At 66.4% G+C, this 19,877-nt stretch carries 20 protein-coding genes; 8 read left to right on the top strand and 12 right to left on the bottom strand.

All coding sequences use genetic code 11. From position 1 onward, the window contains the following. Positions 1 to 80 precede the first annotated feature (80 nt). The gene (locus QMG86_RS14810; protein WP_281880188.1) at positions 81 to 1,187 is read right to left on the bottom strand and encodes a class II histone deacetylase; all 1,107 of its coding nucleotides are present in this window, start codon (positions 1,185 to 1,187) and stop codon (positions 81 to 83) included. Between the two features lie 261 nt (positions 1,188 to 1,448). On the opposite strand from QMG86_RS14810, the gene QMG86_RS14815 reads away from it, so the two are divergent. Then, positions 1,449 to 2,285, top strand: a complete 837-nt coding sequence (locus QMG86_RS14815) for a glutamate ABC transporter substrate-binding protein (RefSeq protein ID WP_281880966.1) — start codon at positions 1,449 to 1,451, stop codon at positions 2,283 to 2,285. A 99-nt stretch (positions 2,286 to 2,384) separates the two neighbouring features. Here QMG86_RS14815 and QMG86_RS14820 read toward each other — a convergent pair whose 3' ends face one another. From QMG86_RS14820 to rox, 4 genes are all read right to left on the bottom strand, one after another. Next, a complete protein-coding gene (locus QMG86_RS14820) occupies positions 2,385 to 3,188 on the bottom strand; it encodes a MerR family transcriptional regulator (protein WP_281880189.1) in 804 nt (267 codons plus the stop codon). Continuing rightward, positions 3,181 to 3,717 carry a VOC family protein gene (locus tag QMG86_RS14825; protein ID WP_281880190.1) on the bottom strand — a complete coding sequence of 179 codons (537 nt, stop codon included), beginning with the start codon at positions 3,715 to 3,717 and terminating at the stop codon, positions 3,181 to 3,183. Before QMG86_RS14825 ends, QMG86_RS14820 begins: the two co-directional genes overlap by 8 nt. Positions 3,718 to 3,905: 188 nt before the next feature. After that, a complete protein-coding gene (locus QMG86_RS14830; RefSeq protein ID WP_281880191.1) occupies positions 3,906 to 4,301 on the bottom strand; it encodes a nuclear transport factor 2 family protein in 396 nt (131 codons plus the stop codon). 206 nt (positions 4,302 to 4,507) lie between these two features. Further along, a complete protein-coding gene (rox, locus tag QMG86_RS14835) occupies positions 4,508 to 5,944 on the bottom strand; it encodes a rifampin monooxygenase (protein WP_281880193.1) in 1,437 nt (478 codons plus the stop codon). A 592-nt stretch (positions 5,945 to 6,536) separates the two neighbouring features. Between rox and QMG86_RS14840 the strand changes: the two genes are divergently transcribed. Continuing rightward, on the top strand, positions 6,537 to 7,949 hold the full coding sequence (locus QMG86_RS14840) for an outer membrane protein assembly factor BamB family protein (RefSeq protein WP_281880195.1): 1,413 nt from the start codon (positions 6,537 to 6,539) through the stop codon (positions 7,947 to 7,949). A 154-nt stretch (positions 7,950 to 8,103) separates the two neighbouring features. Further along, positions 8,104 to 8,571, top strand: a complete 468-nt coding sequence (locus tag QMG86_RS14845) for a hypothetical protein (protein WP_281880197.1) — start codon at positions 8,104 to 8,106, stop codon at positions 8,569 to 8,571. Positions 8,572 to 8,652: 81 nt separating this feature from the next. Here QMG86_RS14845 and QMG86_RS14850 read toward each other — a convergent pair whose 3' ends face one another. Further along, positions 8,653 to 9,111 (bottom strand): hypothetical protein, encoded by a 459-nt coding sequence (locus QMG86_RS14850; protein ID WP_281880198.1) that lies wholly within the window; start codon positions 9,109 to 9,111, stop codon positions 8,653 to 8,655. Between the two features lie 351 nt (positions 9,112 to 9,462). After that, positions 9,463 to 10,590, bottom strand: a complete 1,128-nt coding sequence (locus tag QMG86_RS14855) for an NADH:flavin oxidoreductase (protein ID WP_281880199.1) — start codon at positions 10,588 to 10,590, stop codon at positions 9,463 to 9,465. Positions 10,591 to 10,689: 99 nt separating this feature from the next. Here QMG86_RS14855 and QMG86_RS14860 point away from each other — a divergent pair, with 99 nt between their 5' ends. Both QMG86_RS14860 and QMG86_RS14865 read left to right on the top strand, forming a co-directional pair. Continuing rightward, positions 10,690 to 11,157, top strand: coding sequence for a MarR family winged helix-turn-helix transcriptional regulator (locus QMG86_RS14860; RefSeq protein ID WP_281880200.1), 468 nt, complete (start codon positions 10,690 to 10,692; stop codon positions 11,155 to 11,157). A gap of 68 nt (positions 11,158 to 11,225) precedes the next feature. After that, positions 11,226 to 11,594 carry a hypothetical protein gene (locus QMG86_RS14865; RefSeq protein WP_281880201.1) on the top strand — a complete coding sequence of 123 codons (369 nt, stop codon included), beginning with the start codon at positions 11,226 to 11,228 and terminating at the stop codon, positions 11,592 to 11,594. Between the two features lie 116 nt (positions 11,595 to 11,710). Here QMG86_RS14865 and QMG86_RS14870 read toward each other — a convergent pair whose 3' ends face one another. Both QMG86_RS14870 and QMG86_RS14875 read right to left on the bottom strand, forming a co-directional pair. After that, positions 11,711 to 12,310: a hypothetical protein gene (locus QMG86_RS14870; protein WP_281880202.1), complete on the bottom strand. Its 600-nt coding sequence runs from the start codon at positions 12,308 to 12,310 to the stop codon at positions 11,711 to 11,713. 47 nt (positions 12,311 to 12,357) lie between these two features. Beyond that, on the bottom strand, positions 12,358 to 13,293 hold the full coding sequence (locus QMG86_RS14875; protein ID WP_281880204.1) for a hypothetical protein: 936 nt from the start codon (positions 13,291 to 13,293) through the stop codon (positions 12,358 to 12,360). Positions 13,294 to 14,269: 976 nt separating this feature from the next. Between QMG86_RS14875 and QMG86_RS14880 the strand changes: the two genes are divergently transcribed. Next, positions 14,270 to 15,949, top strand: a complete 1,680-nt coding sequence (locus tag QMG86_RS14880; protein ID WP_281880967.1) for an RDD family protein — start codon at positions 14,270 to 14,272, stop codon at positions 15,947 to 15,949. Between the two features lie 209 nt (positions 15,950 to 16,158). Here the strand turns inward: QMG86_RS14880 and QMG86_RS14885 are convergent, their stop codons facing one another. Continuing rightward, complete coding sequence (locus QMG86_RS14885; protein ID WP_281880206.1) at positions 16,159 to 16,851, bottom strand: NAD(P)H oxidoreductase; 693 nt, start codon at positions 16,849 to 16,851, stop codon at positions 16,159 to 16,161. Positions 16,852 to 16,981: 130 nt separating this feature from the next. Between QMG86_RS14885 and QMG86_RS14890 the strand changes: the two genes are divergently transcribed. Then, on the top strand, positions 16,982 to 17,917 hold the full coding sequence (locus QMG86_RS14890; RefSeq protein ID WP_281880207.1) for an AraC family transcriptional regulator: 936 nt from the start codon (positions 16,982 to 16,984) through the stop codon (positions 17,915 to 17,917). A 29-nt stretch (positions 17,918 to 17,946) separates the two neighbouring features. Here the strand turns inward: QMG86_RS14890 and QMG86_RS14895 are convergent, their stop codons facing one another. Both QMG86_RS14895 and QMG86_RS14900 read right to left on the bottom strand, forming a co-directional pair. Then, positions 17,947 to 18,189 (bottom strand): hypothetical protein, encoded by a 243-nt coding sequence (locus tag QMG86_RS14895; protein WP_281880209.1) that lies wholly within the window; start codon positions 18,187 to 18,189, stop codon positions 17,947 to 17,949. Further along, positions 18,186 to 18,593: a hypothetical protein gene (locus QMG86_RS14900; RefSeq protein ID WP_281880211.1), complete on the bottom strand. Its 408-nt coding sequence runs from the start codon at positions 18,591 to 18,593 to the stop codon at positions 18,186 to 18,188. Before QMG86_RS14900 ends, QMG86_RS14895 begins: the two co-directional genes overlap by 4 nt. A 546-nt stretch (positions 18,594 to 19,139) precedes the next feature. Here QMG86_RS14900 and QMG86_RS14905 point away from each other — a divergent pair. Further along, on the top strand, positions 19,140 to 19,448 hold the full coding sequence (locus tag QMG86_RS14905) for a DUF6802 family protein (protein ID WP_043701241.1): 309 nt from the start codon (positions 19,140 to 19,142) through the stop codon (positions 19,446 to 19,448). Positions 19,449 to 19,877 lie beyond the last annotated feature (429 nt).

Genomic DNA, 19,877 nt, shown 5'->3' on the forward strand with positions numbered 1-19,877 from the left:
CGACCGGCGCAGCCGTCGACGTACCGCAGATTCCCTGCCTTCCGGCGTGGCACAGTCGCGGCCGCAGGTGCCCTATCGGATCAGAGCTCGGCGACCAGGCCCGCTGCGGCTTCGATCGCGGCGGCCTCGTGATCGAGTAGGACGTCGCCGCCCTGCGTCGTGACGATCGGCGTGTACGGGTCGTCCACGAATTCCTCGCCGAGCAACTCGCGCAGCACCGCGAGCCCGCAGAACGGAACGTAGTGCGGGCTGTAGCCACCTTCTTGCACGAAGGCGACACGGCCCGAGCACGTTTCGTCCGCGATCTCCAGCATCCGCCTGGTCAGGTGCCGGAAGCCGCCGCTGGTGACCATCTGCCGCGCCAGCGGATCGAGGATGCTCGCGTCGAAGCCCGATGCCACGAGGATCAATTCAGGCGTGAAGGTGCGCAACGCCGGCTCGACCACTCGGTCGATCGCATGCAGATACGCGGCGTCACCGCTGCCCGGGGGAAGCGGCACATTGATCGCGTAGCCGTATCCGTCGCCCGCGCCACGCTCCTCCCGGTAACCGGATTCGGGCGGGAAACACAGGTGCTGGTGGATCGAAATGGTCAGCACCGAGGGGTCCTCGTACCAGATGTCCTGAGTGCCGTTGCCATGGTGGACGTCCCAGTCGACCACGGCGATGCGCCGCACGCCGAGGACTTCTTTCGCGTAGGCGGCGGCGATGGAGACATTGTTGAAGATGCAGAAGCCCATGCCGGTAGCACGGGTCGCGTGGTGCCCCGGCGGATTCACCAGCGCGTAACCATTGTCGACCGTACCGTCGAGCACCCGCTGGACGAGCGCGATCGCTCCGCCTGCCGAAAGCGCCGCGATCTCGTAGCCGCCCCTGCCGAAGGACGAGACGCCGTCGCCGGCGTCCCCGCCTTTCGGTTGCAGACTCTCGGCCTTGATCCGCTCCAGATGTTGCGCCGTGTGCACCCGCAGTATGTCGGTCTCGGTAGCGGGTACCGCTTCGATCTGATGCAACTTCTCCAGCAGGCCGGATACCGCCACCAATTCGTGGAACCGCCGCTTGGTATCGGGATGCGCGAGGTGATGGCCGATCGGCTGGAGGCCGGCCGTGGCGTCGGACGGGAACAGGCTTCCGCTACCCGTGTCGGCCCACCCGTAGAGGGTGTTCCACACGTATCCAGTTGTCATGGAGATCTCCTAGCAGTTGGCGGACCGCCACACCGTCCGCCTGGTCCGATCTTGGTCTCGGGCGTGACCGCGCCCATTACAAGCACAGCGGCGACCACGCCGCAACCCGAGAAATCGCCACCTGCGGCGGCGCGGAAAAGCTTTCCACTGGCGGGGAGGCTCTCGGTCGGGGCGCTGGGAGTTTCCGGGAAAGATGACGTGTCGTCAGCACCCGGAGGCCGGCCCGGCCTGGCAGCTCAGCGTGAGAGGGAACCGAATTCGATGAGGATGAACCGAACACTTCGCCTCGCCATCGGGGCGATCGCCGTCGCCCTCGTCGCGACCGCTTGCGGTGGCGGCAGCGACGCCGCGACCACCGAAGATCATGTGCGCGAAGGCAAGCTGACCATCGGCATCAAGTTCGACCAGCCCGGTCTGGGCTTCCGCGAGGCGGACGGCTCGTTCCAAGGCTACGACGTGGAGATCGCCAAGTATGTGGCAGGCAAGCTCGGCGTCCCACCTGCCGGCATCACCTTCAAGGAAACGCCGACGGCGCAACGCGAGACGATGATCATGAACGGCGACGTGGACTTCATCGTGGCCACCTACTCGATCACCGACGAACGCAAGAAGAAAGTCGATTTCGCCGGACCGTACTTCGTGTCCGGGCAGGCCCTGCTGGTCAAGAACGAGACCACCGATATCACCGGTGTCGAGTCGCTAACCGGTAACAAGAAGCTCTGCTCGGTCAAAGGCTCCACTCCCGCGCAATACGTCAAGGACCACTACGCCAAAGACGTTCAGCTGGTCGAACTGGACAACTACTCGCAGTGCATCCAAGCTCTGCGCAGCGGCGCGGTCGACGTGGTGACCACTGACGACATCATCCTCGCGGGCTTCGCGGGCCAGGTATCGGGCGAACTGAAGCTGGTCGGCGACACGTTCACCACCGAGAAATACGGCATCGGCCTGAGAAAGGGCGATCAGCAGACCCGCGCCAAGATCAATGACGCGATCGAGCAGATGATCGCCGACGGTTCGTGGCAGAAGGCGTTCGAGAACACGATCGGCCCGCTCCGCGACTCGACTCTGACGCCACCGTCGGTCGATCGATACTGATGCGCCCGCACGCGCGGGTGGCTCGGCAGAAGGCGGGTCCCACGCGACGCGGTGCGCGGGGGGAGGCATCCCACGGGTACGGGATTCCGGACCCGCGCTCTAGTCCCAGGTCGCGGTGTCGGGGTCGATGCCGTGGGCGCGCGCGCCGGCGTCGATGATGCGACGAAACCACGTGGCGAGGCCGGCGCGGATGCCGTCGTAGTGGGCAGCGAATGCCGGATCGGCCTCGAACCTGCGGCCGAGACAGACCTGCATCTGCCTGGTGAGGGGAAAGTACGAAGCGAAAACCTCGCGGTGCCGCTCGACGAGTCGATTCGCTTCCGGGCTACCAGGGGTGACGCCGGCGTCCATCGCCTCCCCGAGGTCGCGATCGAGGCAGGCGATCTCGTCGGCGATGGCCTGCCATTCCTCCGGACCGCGCGAGGCTGAGCGTTCGGCGTACTGCAACCACTGCGTCGTGTCTCCGTAGCGCTCACGCGCTTGGGCGGGCCAGTCCGGGTTCCACCGGGGGCCGAAGATCGCGGCCTGCTGCTGAGCGCTCAGCAGCAGGCCGCGCTCGTGGGCGTCGATCATCCGATCCACTCCGGCGCCGAGTTGCTGGAGGCGGTCGATCCGTTCGTCGATCTGGGTGCGCTGGGCGCGCAACGCGCCGGGCACGTCTGCGGTCGGATCGTCCAAGATGGCCTGGATATCGTCCAGGCCGAGACCGATCTCACGGTAGACGACGATACGGTGTAGGCGTTCCAGATCATCAGCGGTGTACAGCCGGTATCCGGCGGCCGTGCGCAGCGACGGGCGCGCCAGACCGATCTCATCCCAGTGGTGCAGCGCGCGGACTGTCACGCCCAGACGCGTCGAGACCTGACCGACGGTCACACCATCGGCGTCGGTGGCATCAGGCATGCTCACCATTGTCGCCGCCATCGACGCCCGGCGCGGTGATCCCGATGGCCGCGAGATTCCGCGCCTCCTGACTTGCCGGGTCGAAGGGCTTCGCCGCAGTGAGAACGATCCGCGCGTTCTCCGGGGTGATCACCACGACGTCGCGGGTGTTCCAAGGAGTATCCCGTGGGCCGTCGACCGAGTTCGGGCGCAACGCGCGACAGGCCTCGACAAGGGAATCGACCTGGCCGAGCACGCACGCGAAGCTGAAGCTGATCGCAGGCGCCTGCTCCGGAACGCTCTCCGCCGCGACGAGAAGTACGTCCTGGAAGGCCCACCGGCGCAGATGCACGAGCCTGCCGGGGATGCCGAACAGTTCGAAGAACCCGAGCCCACGGACCCAGAAGTCCACCGACGCCGCCAAATCGCTCGTGGGGATCGTCACGAACGCCGGCATTCCATAGATTCCTCGGAACGGCTCCGGCGCAACGGCATCCGGGCCGGGTGTGGGTACGGGACTCATCTCGAAGGCGTTGTAGTAATCGCTCATAGACCCCACCCTTCAGCCTCACGCCACGTGAGGGTCAAGCGGAATCCGTGAGTTCGTTCGCGGCTCGTGCAGTGCGTCCGGCCGACGGACCCGGACCGCGCTGGGTGCGACTCCGCCTCGTTATCCCCGGCTCTGCGATGTCGTCGTAGAACGGCTCCGAGAGGCATGCCAAGCGTCCGGGGGAGCGGTCAATCCTTGCGGATCCAGGCGGGCATGATCCGTGTCGCGCTGATTCGCCAGCCTGCCGGCGTCCGCACCGCAGTGCAGGCCTGCCGGAGGCCTCCAGTCTGATGGGGCGGCTGACCGTCGCGGTAGTAGTACACGATCGAATTCGACGAGACATCGGCCCGGTCGCCGTCGAGGTTCACCAGCAGGTCGGTGGTCGTGTGCTGAGTATGTTGCCCTTCGACCTCGGCCCGGCGCATATAGTCGACGACTTTGTCGATGCCGCGGACTTGAATGCGCGGCGAATCGACCTCCACATCATCGGTGAAGACGGTGCCGGCATCCTCCCACCGCTGCTCGTCGAGCAGACGGGCGAAGCGGCTGAACAGATCGGCGATCTCGATGCGGTCGGCGATCACGGTACTCGTGGACATGAAACCCCTATTCATTGGAGACTCCAACATTGGCCTCGCCAACTATACACATAGTAGTTGGCCGTGCCAACGATCCGGGTTGCTCCTGGAAGCACGGATGACCGCGAACGAGTTGGCCGCCGAGTCAGGTGGCAGCGCAGGCCCACCGATGGGCGTCTACCGCTTCGGCGAGGTGAAGGCGCGGTACCGGCTCATGACGATGCGGCGGCCCCGAACCACTTCGGCAGATGATTGCGCAGATCCTGCTGGTCGTCGCCGACCCACGCCACGTGGCCGTCCGGTCGCAGCAGCACAGCGGGCACGTCGAACTCCTCGCTGACGTCGACGACGTGGTCCACCCGATCGGCCCAACCCGCCACCGACAGCAGGCCGGTCCGGTCGAGCAGCAGCCCGCGACCGCCGTGCATCAGCTCGTAGAGGCGCCCTCGCTTCAAGCTCACGTCCCGCATCCGCCGTCCGAGCAGGTCGTGTCCCTCGCCGAAGTCGTAGCGGACCCCGACGGCGGTGATGATCTCGGTGATGTACCGGTTCACCTCTTCGAAGTCCATCAGCGTCGAGAACAGTTCGCGCAGTGCGGTCGCGCCCGGATCGGTGCCCATCAGCGTCATCTGCGCGCGGGTGTTCTCCAACACGCGGGCGCCCACCGGGTGCCGTTCGGCGTGATAGCTGTCCAGCAGTCCCTCCGGCGCCCAGCCGTCGACCTCGGCGGCCAATTTCCAGCCGAGATTGAACGCGTCCTGAACGCCGATGTTGAGTCCCTGCCCGCCGGTCGGCGGGTGGATGTGGGCGGCGTCGCCGGCCAGCAGCACCCGGCCGACGCGGTAACGCTCGGCCTGCCGGGTGGCGTCGCCGAAACGGGTCAACCAGCGCGGTGAGTGCACCCCGAAATCAGTGCCCGCGGTCGCCCGCAGCTGCCGCTTGAACTCCTCGAGGGTCGGAGCGCTCGCGCGCTCTTCCGCCACTCCGGCGGCCGGCACGATGACGCGGTACAACCCCTCACCGTCGTCGACGCGCACGGCGCCGAACCGCTTCTGCGTCTTGTTGATCTCCGCGACGATGGCGGCGGCCACGGCCGGGTCCTCGGTCATCTCCATGACGCCCAGCAGCGTCTCGACCTTGGAAGGCTCGCCGGGGAAATCGACGCCGAGCAGCCTGCGCACCGTGCTGCGACCACCGTCGCAGCCGACGAGGTAGCGCGAGCGCAGATGCGCGCCGTCGGCCAGTTCGACGGTCACCCCGTCCTCGTCCTGGCTCAACCCCACCACTTCGCAGCCGCGCCGGATCTCGGCACCGAGTTCTCGGGCGCGCTCGTCGAGCAGCCGCTCGGTGACCGGCTGCGGAGTGGCGAGCCCGTACGCGTGAGCGGTGTCCAACCGCTCCGGCCACGGCTTGATGATGCCGCCGAAGAGACCACCGACCTGGAACTTCTCGCTCACCGCGAGGAACCGGTCCAGCAGCCCGCGCTGGTCCATGATCTCGACGCTGCGGACGTGCAAGCCCTGGCCGCGGGACTGCCCGCTCGGCTCCGCCTCTTTCTCCAGCACGAGGGTGTGCACATCGTGCAGCCGCAATTCGCCGGCCAGCATCAAGCCGGTCGGCCCGCCGCCGACAACGATCACGTCGATCACAAAATCTCCTTTGCCTCTTCGCCGGCAGACGGCGCGGTTCGGCGGCGCGCACCCGAACTTGCCCGCCGAGTACCTGCCACACCGCGCGTCTCACGGGCGGTTCGTCATCCCGCGAGACGCGCCCGCCGCCGAAACGCCCGCGCGTCGCGAGAGCTTGATTTCCGCAGGTTCTGACTTCGGCTGGAGATTCTGCAGCACACCCGGGGCCTTGCCGCAAGGCCCCGGGTGCGTTATATGGTGAGAGTGGGCCTGAGTTTGCGCGGGAGCGGCGGACATCAGCGCCGCACCGGCCAACAGAGTGCCGGCGACGATGTGGCGATCCACCCGGACCAACTCAAACCCGTTATCCTTCAGTTGGTTTCGGCCACGAAGATGACCTCGGTGGCTGAATCGAGTGCCGAGCCCCGCCCGCGATCGGACCGGCACTGGTGGACATCCACCTGGACAAGGACGAATCGCACCGGCTGGCAAGAACTACGGAACCATCCGTGCCCCGGGTCGTGCTCGCGATCGTCACCCTCGAGGACGGCTCATACTTTGCCTATCCACGCCGTCCAGTGCCTGGTCCTGGTAGATGCACGAGGAGACCCGTATGAACAAGGCCGCTGAATGGCTCACTGATCAGGGCAAGCGCAAGTTCTGGATTCCCGTGTTGATCGTGGTTGTGGTGGCGAGTATCGGCGCGGTCGTGTGGGTGAACCGATCGCCCGTGCACCCACCGCAGGTATCGGGCGCCCACGGCCGGTTCCTGATTTCGCAGCGGCTCGACTCCGCTCCGGTGCCGCAGTGGACTTTGCGCGCCGCCGACCTGTCCGGCGAGCCCGGCGCGGTCTTGCTGGCAGCGCCGCAGAACCTGCACCGCTACTACGGCTACGGCTCCCCGGTGGACGCCGGGACGATGATCGTGGCGGCGACCGCGGTGCCCGGCGCCCCTGGGCCGGGTGAAAACGCTGGACTCACCGTCGGACCGGTGCGGATGCACGGCATTGATCCGGATACCGGCCACGTGCGATGGACGACCGAGGCCGGTGAACTCCTCGGTTGCCGTGAGCAGGTTTTCGACGGGCAGCTCGCCTGCCGCGGCGCGCATCGAGTGTTGATCATCGAGGCTGCGACGGGGGCGGTACTCGGAGACCACACGACGGACTTCGAGGTCACAGACGTGGCGGTGCGAGACGGCGTAGTTTCGGTGGCCGGCCGAACCGCCGATTGGATGACCGCTGTCCTCATGCGAGGAACCGTTTCCGATCTCGGCGCGACGTGGCAGCGAACGTACCCGACGCCTGTTCCCGGCGACCCGGTCACGCCCAGGATCGACGTGCTCGCGCGGGACTACTTCCTCGACGGGCACGACCACGGCGTGCGCGTCCACGATCTGCGTACCGGCGAGTTGCTGTTCACCGGACCCGTTGTCCACACCTTCGAGGGCGGCATCGTCGCGTCCCAGGTGATCGAACGCGGCTGGAGCGCGGGAAGGGTCACGCTCGTCGGTCGCAGTGGCCATCCGATTACCGAGGTCGGCAACGCCAGCTCCGTGTTCGACTGGTATCCGGCCGCGACGGCGACGCCGCCGCCGATTCTCACCGGCGAGAGCGCCTACGAGCGAACGACAGGCCGCGTCCTGTGGACCAATGCGCAGATCGGCATCGACGAACCCATCGGGCGCAAGAGCGCGATAGCAGGGGTAGTGGACAACACCGTGATCGTCCGATCGCTCGACGGATCAGAGCTGGCCGGCCTCGACCTCACCGACGGGCACCGCATCTGGCAACAGCCGACGCCGTTCCCGAACCCCGCACGCTACGACGGCATAACCGACGCAAGCCACCTCATCCTGACCGACGGAACCACCGTGCACGCGATCGACGCCGCGGATGGTTCGACTTCCTGGTCGATGCCGTTACCGCCCAGCGGTAGGCCCAACTTCCGCTCGGCGGTCAAGGCACTGGGTGGCCGTATGGTCACGGTGACCGCGCAGGAATTCACCGGATACGCTCCGGCATGATGTGACCGCACCATGCGGATGGGCCGGATGCCGAAGTGGACTCCAGACGGCGGCATGCCCAGGTTCGGCTCGCGCGCCGTCTTGGCCCGGCGATAGAAATCCGTCTCTGCTCCGACCCGTTCCAGGACCCCGGCCCGAACTGAGGAGTCGACAAGTGAGCGACCTCGACCCGGCGTTCGATGACGACGAGCATCAGCGCTACGCCCGCTACCGCCAGGAACTGTCACGTGTTCTCCCGGAGTCCGAAAGCGACATGGTTCGTGTCGTCCTCGGTGATCCGGATACGGCGATGGCCGAGGCCGCCGTGGTCGGCCACCTCGACCGGCGGGCCACGGAACTGCTCACCGCCCCCGCATTCCCCGAGTGGGCGCACACTATCGGCCAAGTGATCGGCGAGCGCGAGTTTGTCGTCCGCAGGCTTCGCGAATGGGCTCTGCTCAGATCGATCCGCACGGGCGAGGAGTGGACTGCCGACCAGGTCTGCGGGGCCTCCGACTGGTTTCAGCGCAAAGCCGTCGACCTCACCACGTCACCCGCTGTCCTCGCCCTGCTCGCGGACAAGGGAAGAACTCGTCGGGTGCGCGCTGCGGCTGCCCGCCGCATGGTTGGAACGACCCGGTAGCCGACGAGCGGGAAGAGGGCGGCGGCGAAACGACAGACGCGGCGCCGGCCTCGCGGAGAGTCAGTGTCCCAGCGGGTCCGTCTACCGTGGTGAATCGGGATCACCGTTACAACCGCTGTCGGGCTTGTCTTCGGTGCCTTCGCCTGCACTTTTTCCGATTCGCCGCGGTTTGACCATGCGCCGGCGGCCGCCGGCCGGAGCGTCGTCACCAGCTCGTTTCCGCCGCAACGCCTCGAGATCGATGACACTCCCATCAGGCTCGGCACTGCCCAGATCTTCCTTGGAAGCGGGGTGCCGCGCCGCGCCCGGGTCGACCGGCCACCACCCTGTCTCCCGCTGCAGTTCCGATCGGAGTACGGGCTTGGTCGGTGCGGGGTCATAGAGGGACCGACCTTCCGAGCGCCAAGTCTTGTGGAGACGCTCGCCGGCTTCTTCCGCCACGCGCCGCGGGCGCCGCGGTAGTCGGGTGACTTTTGACGTGTCGTCTCCTGCTCCGGGAATCTCCACAGCCTTCATTCCTTCTTCCAGCGTCTTGCGCAACCGTTCCAGCTCGTCGAACTTCTTCCGCCGGGCCCTGGCAAGGACTCCGTCCCGGCAGCTTCCCGCTCCGACATCGAGCTAGGAGCCGACAAATGGCACCGCAGCCGTCGACGCCATGACCGCTGGTACGCCGAGTCGATGTTCGAGCTCATTGCTGATTGCGTCGGTCACCTCCGCATTCTCCCTCAGTAGGTAAACACATGAGCACCGGAGCCAGGCGCGCACCACCGCGAGAGTTGCGGCAGGTATACCGGACTGTCACGTCTGCACCACCCTAGGCTGTCACTCCGACGCGGAGGTCTTCGCCATGTCAGCTCGCCACGCCGTCACCAACGTCCATGGTCAGTACACCTAGCTCAGCGTCTTCAGGGCCGCCGCGTCGTACGGCTTCAGCTCATCGATTCGCCCCGCCAGGACCTTGGACGCCCACTCGGGGTCCTGGAGCAAGGCGCGACCGACGGCGACCAAGTCGAACTCGTCGCGCTCCAGGCGATCCAGGAGGTTGTCGAGGCTGCCGAGCTGGGCGCCCTCGCCTGTGAAGGCACGGAGAAAGTCGCCGTCGAGGCCGACCGAGCCGACGGTGATGGTGGGCTTGCCGGTGAGCTTCTTGGTCCAGCCTGCCAGGTTCAGGTCCGAGCCGTCGAACTCCGGGCGCCAGTAGCGACGGGTGGAGGCGTGGAAGGCGTCTACGCCGGCCGCGGTGAGCGGAGCCAGGATCGCCTCCAGCTCCTGCGGCGTCTCGGCGAGCCGCGCACCGTAGGCCTCCTGCTTCCACTGCGAGTAACGGAAGATCACCGGGAAGTCAGGCGAGACGGCCGCACGAACCGCGGCCACGACCTCGGCCGCGAACCTCGTACGGGCCACGGGATCACCACCGTAGACATCGTCACGGCGGTTCGTCCGCGCCCACAGGAACTGGTCGAGGAGATAGCCGTGCGCACCGTGCAGTTCGACGCCGTCGAAGCCGATGCGCTCGGCGGCCGCCGCGGCCTCGGCGAAGGCGCCGATGACGTCGTCCAGATCACTGCGCGTCATCGTGTTGCCGAGACCTTCGGTGCCGTCGACGCGAATACCGGAGGGGCCGATGGCAGGCGCGTCCGGGTAGGGCGCGTCGCCCTGGTTGCGGACCATGCCGATGTGCCACAGCTGCGGCACGATCGTGCCGCCCGCCGCGTGTACGTCCTCGGCGACCTTCGCCCAGCCCGCCAACTGCTCTTCCCCGTGGAACCGTGGCACACGATCGCTCTGTCCGGCGGACGCGTGCCCGACGTAGGTGCCCTCGGTGACGATCAATCCCACGCCGGCGGCGGCGCGGCGGGCGTAGTACGACCGCACGTCGTCACCGGGAATGCCACCAGGGGAGAACATGCGCGTCATCGGCGCCATCACGATGCGGTTCGGGACGGTCAGGCCGTTCAGCGTGACGGGCCGGGACAGGATCTCGGCCGTACGAGAGGCGTCGGACGCGGTAACGATCACTGGGTACTCCTGGTTCGATGGTTGAGAACTTCAAGCAATGGCCACACGCTAGGGGTAAATATTTGAGATAGTCAAGTTTCTCCGGATAGGCTGGCTGCCATGGCAGAAGCTCCCCGCGTCGACACGGCCCAGCTCATGGAGCTGCTCTCGGTGTCGCTCGGCGTCTACTACGGCGACTTCACCGTCGCGGCGGCGAGTGAGAACCTCACGGCGAGCCAGGGCAAGGCGCTGACCGTGCTGCGCCGGGGGCCCGTCGCGATGCGCGCCCTAGCCGAGACCTTGGCCTGCGACGCCTCCAACGTCACCGGGATCATCAACCGGCTGGAGAAGCGTGGCCTCGTGCGACGGGAGGTCAACGAATCCGATCGGCGCGTGACCAATCTCGTGATCACGTCCGAGGGTGAGCAGGTAGTCGATACGATTCGGGCGAGAATGCGCGCCACCCGAGACGGCCTGGACAGACTCGGCGACCAGGACCGGGATCGCCTGTACGCACTGCTGGAACGGGTTTTCGTCGCCCGGCCCAGCACCCGATCGGACTTACCTACGTCGGTCGCCGGTCGATAGCGCCAACCACTCCGGTCACACCGCCCGCACCGTCCGGCACATGATGTAGCTCGAGAACGAGGAGGTTGATGAGTAGCACACCGGATCCGCCCCGAGCGTTGACCGACCTGGAAATCAGCGTCGTCACCAGGCTGCTGTCGTCGAACGCCCCCGGCGCCTCCGAATATCTGACGCAGGTGCCGTACTCACAGGTCGTCGCAACGTGGGGTGTCGGTTCACCTAGTGTCGATCTGGCGGTGCGCCCCGGTGCCGTGCAAGCATCCGGTTCGCCGGACGGCATCTTCGCCGACGGAGCGGTCACCGACCGCAACGGAGCACCGATCGGCGAGGTCATTCTGTGGGTCGAGAACGGCTGGCTCAGCGGAATCGAGTACGCCTGGTATACGGACCAACCCCCTGACGCGCTGCCCGAGCCCGGTCGGATCGAGCTTCTGTAGCGCGAGCTGATGATGGGGCGAACCATCCTCGGACCGTGGCGGTTCCGCTTCTTCGGTAACCCGGTGCCCGGGCGTGCCCAGCAGGGCGGCACCGGCTCGAGGGGCCCCATCCGACCTCACCTGGGCTCGTCCCGCCTGACGGAGGCGAGGAGGGTTCGCACCACCGGTGGGCCGCCCTCGGGGACCGCGATCGGGGGATCGAGAAGTTGTCCGGCCAGCCAGCAGACCTGGATGGCGTCGATACCCGCGATGCTCCACGCACAGCACACCCCGCCGAACGCCTCGGTGAGGCCGACGAACATGTCCCGCAGATTGTCCGAACGGTAGAACATGAGCGCCATCGACCAGTTCGTGGCGGAGAAGGACAGGCAGGCGTAGTCGGGATCGCGCTCGGCCCGGGGCGAGACGATCAGGCGTATCGAGCCGATCCGCGCGAATCCCCGGCTGTCGAACTCGATCGGGTGTTGCCGTCGTTCTCGGAGGTCGTCGAGGTAGTGCTGCAGGTCCTCGTCGACGGACCCCGCGCTGCCGTGGAGGAACAGATCGAGAGCGAGGGCGCTCCGACTGCCGAAGGGCACGGGCTCCGGATCGGCCGGGGCCACCGCAATGCTCAGCGGCGTGTTGTCGTTCGACAGGGGTCGCGTCCCCGTGAGAGGACCGTCCGTCGTGTCGAGATCACTGGAAGGAAGGTAGATCTCGTACCAGGTGTCGTTCATTCGCGCCCTTCGGTCCGGTCCAGCGGGTGGCGTCGTATGACAACTGATCAAGGATGACGGGCGATGTCGATTCGAATGTTGTCGCTGGTATTGATGATGAATACGCGATCGCGCTTGGCTTTCCAGTCATAAGGGATCAAGAAATAGCGATCGGGCGTCCGAACCAGCAGCGTCAGGCCGCTGTAGACGTATCGGAATTTCTCGTCGGGCACGGTGATCGGGTCGACGCGGGAGGCGCCGCCTTCGATGGCGAGCCGGTCGACGCTGAACAACAACACCAGCGGGCGGTCGGCGAAGTGGGTGGTCTCAGCGGTGCGAGCATCCTGGCTCGCCTGTGCCGCGGCATAGCCGCCGACCGACCACATGACTCCGAGCAAGCCGATGGCCAGTAGAGCCAGCACGGTCACCCACGGCAAGTCCGTTGTGCGATCGCGTCGGCGTCGGCGGGGGCCGAGTTGGACGGGATGCCACATCCGAAGCGCAATCGCGTAGCCGAGCAATGCCGCGCCGGAGATCAGCATGAGCGGCAGATAGTGACTCATCGCCGCCGGCAACCGCTCACGAAGCAGGATTCCGATGGCAACTCCAGCCTGCAAGCCCACTCCGAGTATGACGACGAACAGGAACCAGCGGCGCAACGTGCGTCGTGGTCGCCGCGTTCGGACCGCGACGAGTATCGGGATCGGCCGAAGCCCGGCGAGCGCCACCGCGGCCAGCAGAGCCAGCAAGGCGGGCCAGTAAGCGCCGTTGATACTGCGCACGACGTAATCAGGAATCGAATAGCCGAGCATGCCCACGTCGATCCCGAAGTGCGCGAACCAGGTTCGCGTGTACACCTGTCCGAAGTAGTACAGCATCGCTGTCACGACCAGCGCTTGCGAGGTGATCGCACCCGCGGCCGACAACACGAGGCGGAGCCCGTGCGGAAGATCCGATTGCTGCTCGTCGGCGCGGGAGGTCTGCCCGAGATCGGTCGTGATCACCGACGCGGCTCCGGTGCGGAAGTCGGGGGAGGCGCGGTCTTGGTCGGCGTCGCGGTAGGTGTCCCGCTTTCGATGCCCACACCTGATCGGCTAGGCCCGGGGTCTACCCGCGGCGTCGTCGGGATGACACTGGAGACCGTAGTGCTCGGCAGGGGAGGCGTGTTCGCCGGTGGCACAGTCGGACCGACCGCTCCCTCCCCCTCGTTCTGCTGCGCCGCCGGAGGCGCCGCGGTAAGAGGAACAATTCTCCGTGTCGCATAGGCAGATGAGGTGGCTTCAGGGGCCGGGTCTCCTGGAGTCACGGACGCGGTCGATGTGCTCGCCCGCACGGTATTCGTGGGCGGAATATTCGGCGACTCCGGATCGGTTGCGCCGCAGGCGCAAAGGACACCGACACCTACCGCGCCGATCGCTGACAACACTGTGGTGACACGCATCCGACCCCCTCGCAGATCACCAGGTTGCCGAGAATCGTCCCATAGATCTCAAGTGGCACAAGATATCTTGGACCAATCGGCGTAGCTCGAGTTCGGTGGAGAGCAGGCTCGGCCGGGGTCGCGCCCGGCGTGGGCCGAGCGGGTCCGGCAAGGCGGTCGTCGGCTTGTGGAGACCGGCGCTCCGGCACCCGAGGGCCGGACTGCTGAACGCTAGGGAAAGATCCCTAACATCACAGTAGTCTGTTCGCATGGTGACGAAACGCCGTACTGGCACGGAGACGCGGGAGCATGTCCTCCAGGTCGGCCGAAACCTTCTCTATGGGCAAGGAATCAGGGCGACGGGTGTAGACCGCTGATCATGGAGGGTGTGTACACCACGGTGGCGGAATTCGGTGCCGAGGGGCCGGCTGCACGCGCCGAAGACCTGGTCCGCAGCCTGCTCGCAACCGACTGGCCCACCGATGTCCTACGACGACGAGTCGCCGGTCGCGGGGTATGCCGATCTTCGACAGCCATGAAGCGATAAGGAACCATGAGTGATGATTGCCGAACCGCCTCTCGGATCGGCCGAGCCCGCGTACCCGGTGTCGCACCGCTATGCCTCCTGGCCTGCGAGGTTCGTCGCTGCTGTTATCGATGGCATCTTCCTGTGCGTAGTGTCTGTCGTGGCGGTGGCCATGATGCGTTTCACCCATGGGGCGCTGGCTCCTTCACCTGAAGACCTTGCGGGCAACGGAGGCTCGCTCGGGTATGCCGAGGCGTTGCGGCGGACTCGCGGCATTACCGTGGTCTTGGTTCCGGTAACGCTGCTGTCGATTGCGGCCGCTGGTTTCTGGAACCTGGCATTCCGGCCCGGACGGACCGGGCAGAGTCTGGGCAAGCAGGCGGTGGGGTTGCGCCTGGTAGATGCGCGTTCAGGTGCGCCAGTCGGGGTCGGTCGTGCGTTCGTGCGTCAGGTCGCCCACGTCACCGACGCTCTGCCGTTCTGTCTGGGGTATTTGTGGCCGCTGTGGGACGCGCGAGGTCAGACTTTCGCAGACAAACTCTGCGGCACTGTCGTGCAGGCAGCACATCGGACCGCCGCGGCGGCCGATGCCGGGTCGACCGGCTTCCCGCCGCCGGTTGCCGCGCCGCCGGATTCCGACCGTGGCGCCGAAGTCTCGAGGCACAGCGGATTGCTCGTCGCGGCCTTCACCGCAGGTGCCGTGCTGACAGTAGTGGTCGTGGTGGGGGCGTTGCTCGTTGGCTCGAGTCACGATTCGTCCACGGGGCGAGCGCCTGGAAATGCGGCCGGAGCCTCGGAGCCGTCTGGCGTGGCTCGGCCCGGGGAGGTGGGCATACCCCGAGCCAATGACATCGCGGTGGCCCCGGACGGAAGCAAGATCTTCCTGGCCGGCCACAGAAGCAAGTCTCTGACGATCTTGAAGGTCGCGGACCTGTCCGTCGCGGCCACCGTGTCACTCCCGGACGAGCCGTGGCAACTCGTGGTCAGCCCTGATGGTACGCAGGTCTATGTCGCAACACTCAGTTCGGTGGTGGTCGTCGACACCGCGACGCACCGCATCGTCGGGACGGTGCCGGTCCGGCGGTCGTCAGTGGGAGACGTTGCTGTGTCTCGTGACGGTACCCGGGTGTACGTCACGGTGTACGTCACGGCCGCAGATGTCCGTCTCGCGGTCATCGACCCTCGAGCGTTGGCGGTGATCACCACCATCACCATCGAAGAGGATGGGACCGATTACCTCACCGACTTGGTCCCCGCACCCGATGGATCGAGGTTGTACGCCAGCGGACCACGAGGCTTGTCGATCATCGACACAGCTTCCAACTCCTATCTCGGTCTGATCCCGCAGTCATCCCCGGCCGACTCGCTCGCAGTGAGCCCGGATGGCGGAACGCTGCTCTCGATGCTGGGCGGCGACATCGAGTTCTACGACACGAGAAGTCGTGCTCCGCTCGGCGCGTACCATGTGTACCGCTTCGCTGAGGACATGGTGGTGACGCCCAATGGGCGGTACGCCTTTCTCGGCGGTCCGCTCAAATCGCGTGACACAACCCCTGCCGGTATCGACGTCATCGATCTTGTCACTCGTTCTCGGGTCGGCAGCCTCAGCACCGGTAGTCGGGTGAGAATGCTCGCTATGTCGCCGGACGCACACTGGGTCTACGCCGTCGGTGATGAACATCTGATGGTCATCGATGTCTCTGACTACCGCTGATGAGGTTGTGCGGCTGAGTAATCCACGCGTCGTGGCCAGTTGTGCGGCTTCCGCTTCCATCGGCCGTTGTGCTTTCGGTGAGATCGCGCCCCAGAAGTCGCGGTCCTTGCCACCGGGGCCGGTATGAGTGCCGAAACAGAGGCGGCGATCGCGGCTGGCGCCGTGCTCCGGATGGTCGGCGCCCAGTGCTGGGCGCCGACCATCCGGGGTCAGGCCGGAACCCGGTCGGCGGCGAGGAAATTTTCGACGAAGCCCAGCGCCCGGTCTTCGAAGCCCGCATAGTGTGCTTCGCGAACCGCGCCGGTGAGGGCTTCGTCGAGCATGAGATTGCCCGCGGCATCCAGGCGCTGCCGCTTTTCTTCCGCGCCGGGCAACAGTCCCACCGACGACTGTGTGAAGCCGCAGTAGTAGGCGATACCGTCGTTGAGTTGCGCGCCGAGCGCATCCTGCATGAGTTCGACGACCGCGTCGTCATCTGCCGCGCCGGCCAGACCCAGCCACAGTATCCGCTTGCCCGCGAGCCGAGGTTTGCTGCGGCCGTAGGCGAATCCGTAGTTCCACACGCGGTCGATCCAGCCCTTCAGAATCGCGGGGACCTGCATCCAGTACACCGGGAACACCGCGACGATCACGTCGGCTGCGAGGACGCGCCGCATATGGTCCTCGACCTCGGGGGAGTATGTCTTCTCACGGTTGCCCCAATCCGGGAGGTCGGCGGCGGTCATCCGGGGATCGAAATTCTCCGCGTGCAGGTCCAGCAGGTCGATCCGGTAGCCGGCCCCGGCGAGCCGCCGGGTGGCCAGTCCGGCGATATGGGCGGTCAGCGAATCGGGCCGGGGGTGTGCGACGACGACCAGCGCGGTGCGGGTGGTCGCGGTGTCTGCGGTCGGATTGTGTTGCACGGGGCCTCCCTTGCGCGTCCGAAGTTTCGGACGATCGGTTGTGTGGTCTGGTTTCATTCCACACCCCGGGCGATGGACGATCTATGGGTGAAAATCTACATTGGATAGGAGTTCGTCTACGCTTGCTGATGTGGATCCATTGAGCAAACTGCTGGGCGGTATCCGTGCCGAGGGAGCTGTGCTCACCACCGCGGTCCTGGAAGCGCCGTGGAGCATCCGGTTCGCCGACGAGGCGCCGCTGACCATGGTCACCGTGTTGCGCGGTGGGGGAACACTGCTGCTGCCGGGTGGTCTCGAGCGTCGGATCGCGGTGGGGGACACCGCGGTAGTGCGGGGCCCGGAGGCGTTCGTCCTTGTCGACCGCGCGGAGACTGTCGGCCTGCCGCACGAGGAATACGAGGTCGCTTGCTTCGCGCCGGACGCGAAATGCCATCCCGTGCTGGACGGCGGGCGCTGGGGGAGCGACCCCGCCGGTGAGACCGCTCTGATCGTCGGCGCCTATCGGGCGTCCGGCCGACGCCACGAACGACTGTTGCGCGCGTTACCCCCCGCCCTGGTCGTGTCCGACGATGTGGAGGTGTGCGCGTGGATGGAATCGATCGCCGCGGATGCGGCTCGGCGTCCGGCCGGAGCGCAGGCGATGATGGACCGGCTGCTCGACTGGGCGCTGGTGTGCACGCTGCGCGACTGGTTCGACGGACTGGACGCCGACGCGCCCGGTTGGTATCGCGGGCCGGCCGACCCGGTGGTCGGGCCGGCACTCGAGGCCATGCACGGAAAGCCGGCCGCCGGTTGGACGGTCGCCTCGCTGGCCGCCACGGCGGGGGTCTCACGGGCACTGTTCGCGCGGCGGTTCTCCGAGGTCATGGGGCAGTCGCCCCTGGCATATCTCACCGAATGCCGGATGGATGAGGCGGAGGAACTACTGGCCGACCGGAGTCTCACCGTGGCGCAGGTGGCGAAGGCCGTCGGCTATGCGGACGCCTTCGGGTTCAGCGCGGCGTTCAAGCGGCATCGGGGTATCCGCCCCAGCGACTTCCGCGCCACCGCCGATCTCGGAGCCTGAAGCGGCGCCCAGGGCTGGTTCACTACTTGTCATCGCAGGGCCGCCTCGAGTCCCTTGATGAGTTCATCGGCGATCGGGCGGAGCTGCTCCACACGGGCATTCGGATGTCCCTGTACAACCGCCTGGATCAACGTGCCATTGATTTCGAGAACGACCGCGAGGTGGCTTCCCCCGTACAGGCCGACACCGAGTTCGGAACCGGCATATCCGGCGATTGTCCCCAAGCCGTTCACCGGCTGATAGCCCACCGGCGCTTTCCGCGCATCGATCATGTAGGACGCCAATGCCGCAGCGGCCGTATCAGCCTTGGGGCACCCGCCGCGACTTCGACACTCGGCAGCTCGAGGAGCGCCGACCCGGTGGCGTTCGCGAATGCTTCCGGGTGGTATGAGCAGGTGATGGCGTCGGGCAGGTCGAGCGTATTCACGCTCGGCGCGCGCAGTGGGAACGGCTGCCCGAATGCCTTCTCGATCGTCGCGAAACTCACCATCGCGCACAACTCTTCGTCGCTCACAGACGCCAGCGACTGGCCGTTCCCCGATACGCCCTGCGAGCGCGGCCCCTCCTCGGAATCACCGCAGCCCGCCAACAGGAGGCTTGCCGCCGCCAAGATTCCGACCATGACGCGCATCAGGTCTCTTCCCTTCGTCTCACGCTGGGCGATGCGCGACCGCATCGGTTTTCCGCTGATCTCCCGGCGCCGACGTGGTCGGCCAACGCTGAGTTGACCGACAGTTTTGGCCGACACACGCTCATTTGGAGGTCGCATCGCGTGCGGCCCATCGTAACCTCCGCCGCGAAGCCGCCAATTAATCTGTGCTGCCCCATATTTCGGGGGCAAATCATGGTTTGGCGGTCTCTGCGGCATTTCACCGACGATCCCGTGCGAGTAGGGGCAGCAGCGAGTGGATCGGGTGTGACTGGGACATTTCCGACTGCCCGACCTCCTCGAAGGTCGGGTGCCGTTGCCGGGCACGTCAACCGTCAACCCACTGGTGGGTCGAACGTCGATGATGGCCGACGCCTCCGCGCAGTGCGGGTGTAGCGGTGCAGGGGTGAGGCAGTAGCCGCTGTCGTCGACGAACACGATCGCGGCGGCGGAGTCAGGAGCCAGGCCGCAGTGCTGGCACAGCCATTGCTATTGAATGGCGGCCAAGACCTCGATAGTCTGGGCCGATGCTGGCCGAGTTCTTCGAAGGCATGGTGTCCGAAAGCAGGGGCCATGGTCACGTCGGGTGATCTGCCGGGCCTGGACCTCCCGCATATCGACGCGCACTCCGAATTAGGCGGTCTCGGCGCCGTTGAACTGCACCATCCCACCCAGGACATCGACCAAGACGGTCTGCTCGACAGCATGACCATCACCGGCGACGATGCCATGCAGGTGTGGACCGACGTCGATCACGACGGCTTCGCCGATCACGTCAAGGTGGTGGAGAAGGACGGCGACTACACCGCCTGGGAGTTCCATCGTCACCCGGACGGAACCTCGGAGTGGATTCGCACGGATCAGGGGCGGCTGGGCACGTGAGCGGTGCGGCTTTCGGGCAGTTGACGTTCGAGAGCACCACCGTGGAACGAACCTTATGAGTCAGCACAGTCGGCAGTGGTTGGATGCGAAAGCTGTAACTGCTCTGCTTGGCTGCTGATGATGTCGGTCGGTGGGCTGGAGATCGGGGGTTTCGTGGCGACGCGGGTGTTCGCGGACGAGGAGTTGGCGCGGGCCGCGGGAGTTTCCTGAGCAGATCGGGTGGCAAGCCCTCCCGGTGAGGGAGGGTGCGGCAGCGCCGGGTCGGCCATGTCGGAACTGCGCCGACACTCGATGCGCGAGCCCACGCGGATGGGTTGTCGACTCGGCGAGATAGCGGCCCCGTCAGCACGTTGCAGCGTCTGAAACAGCTGCCGACTGGTAGTCGGTTCCCTAGAGATCCCATCGGTCTCCGGTCGGGCGCGGCGGCAT

Origin of the sequence: Nocardia sputorum (genome assembly GCF_027924405.1) — a bacterium.
In the GTDB taxonomy this organism is placed as follows: Bacteria; Actinomycetota; Actinomycetes; order Mycobacteriales; family Mycobacteriaceae; genus Nocardia; species Nocardia sputorum.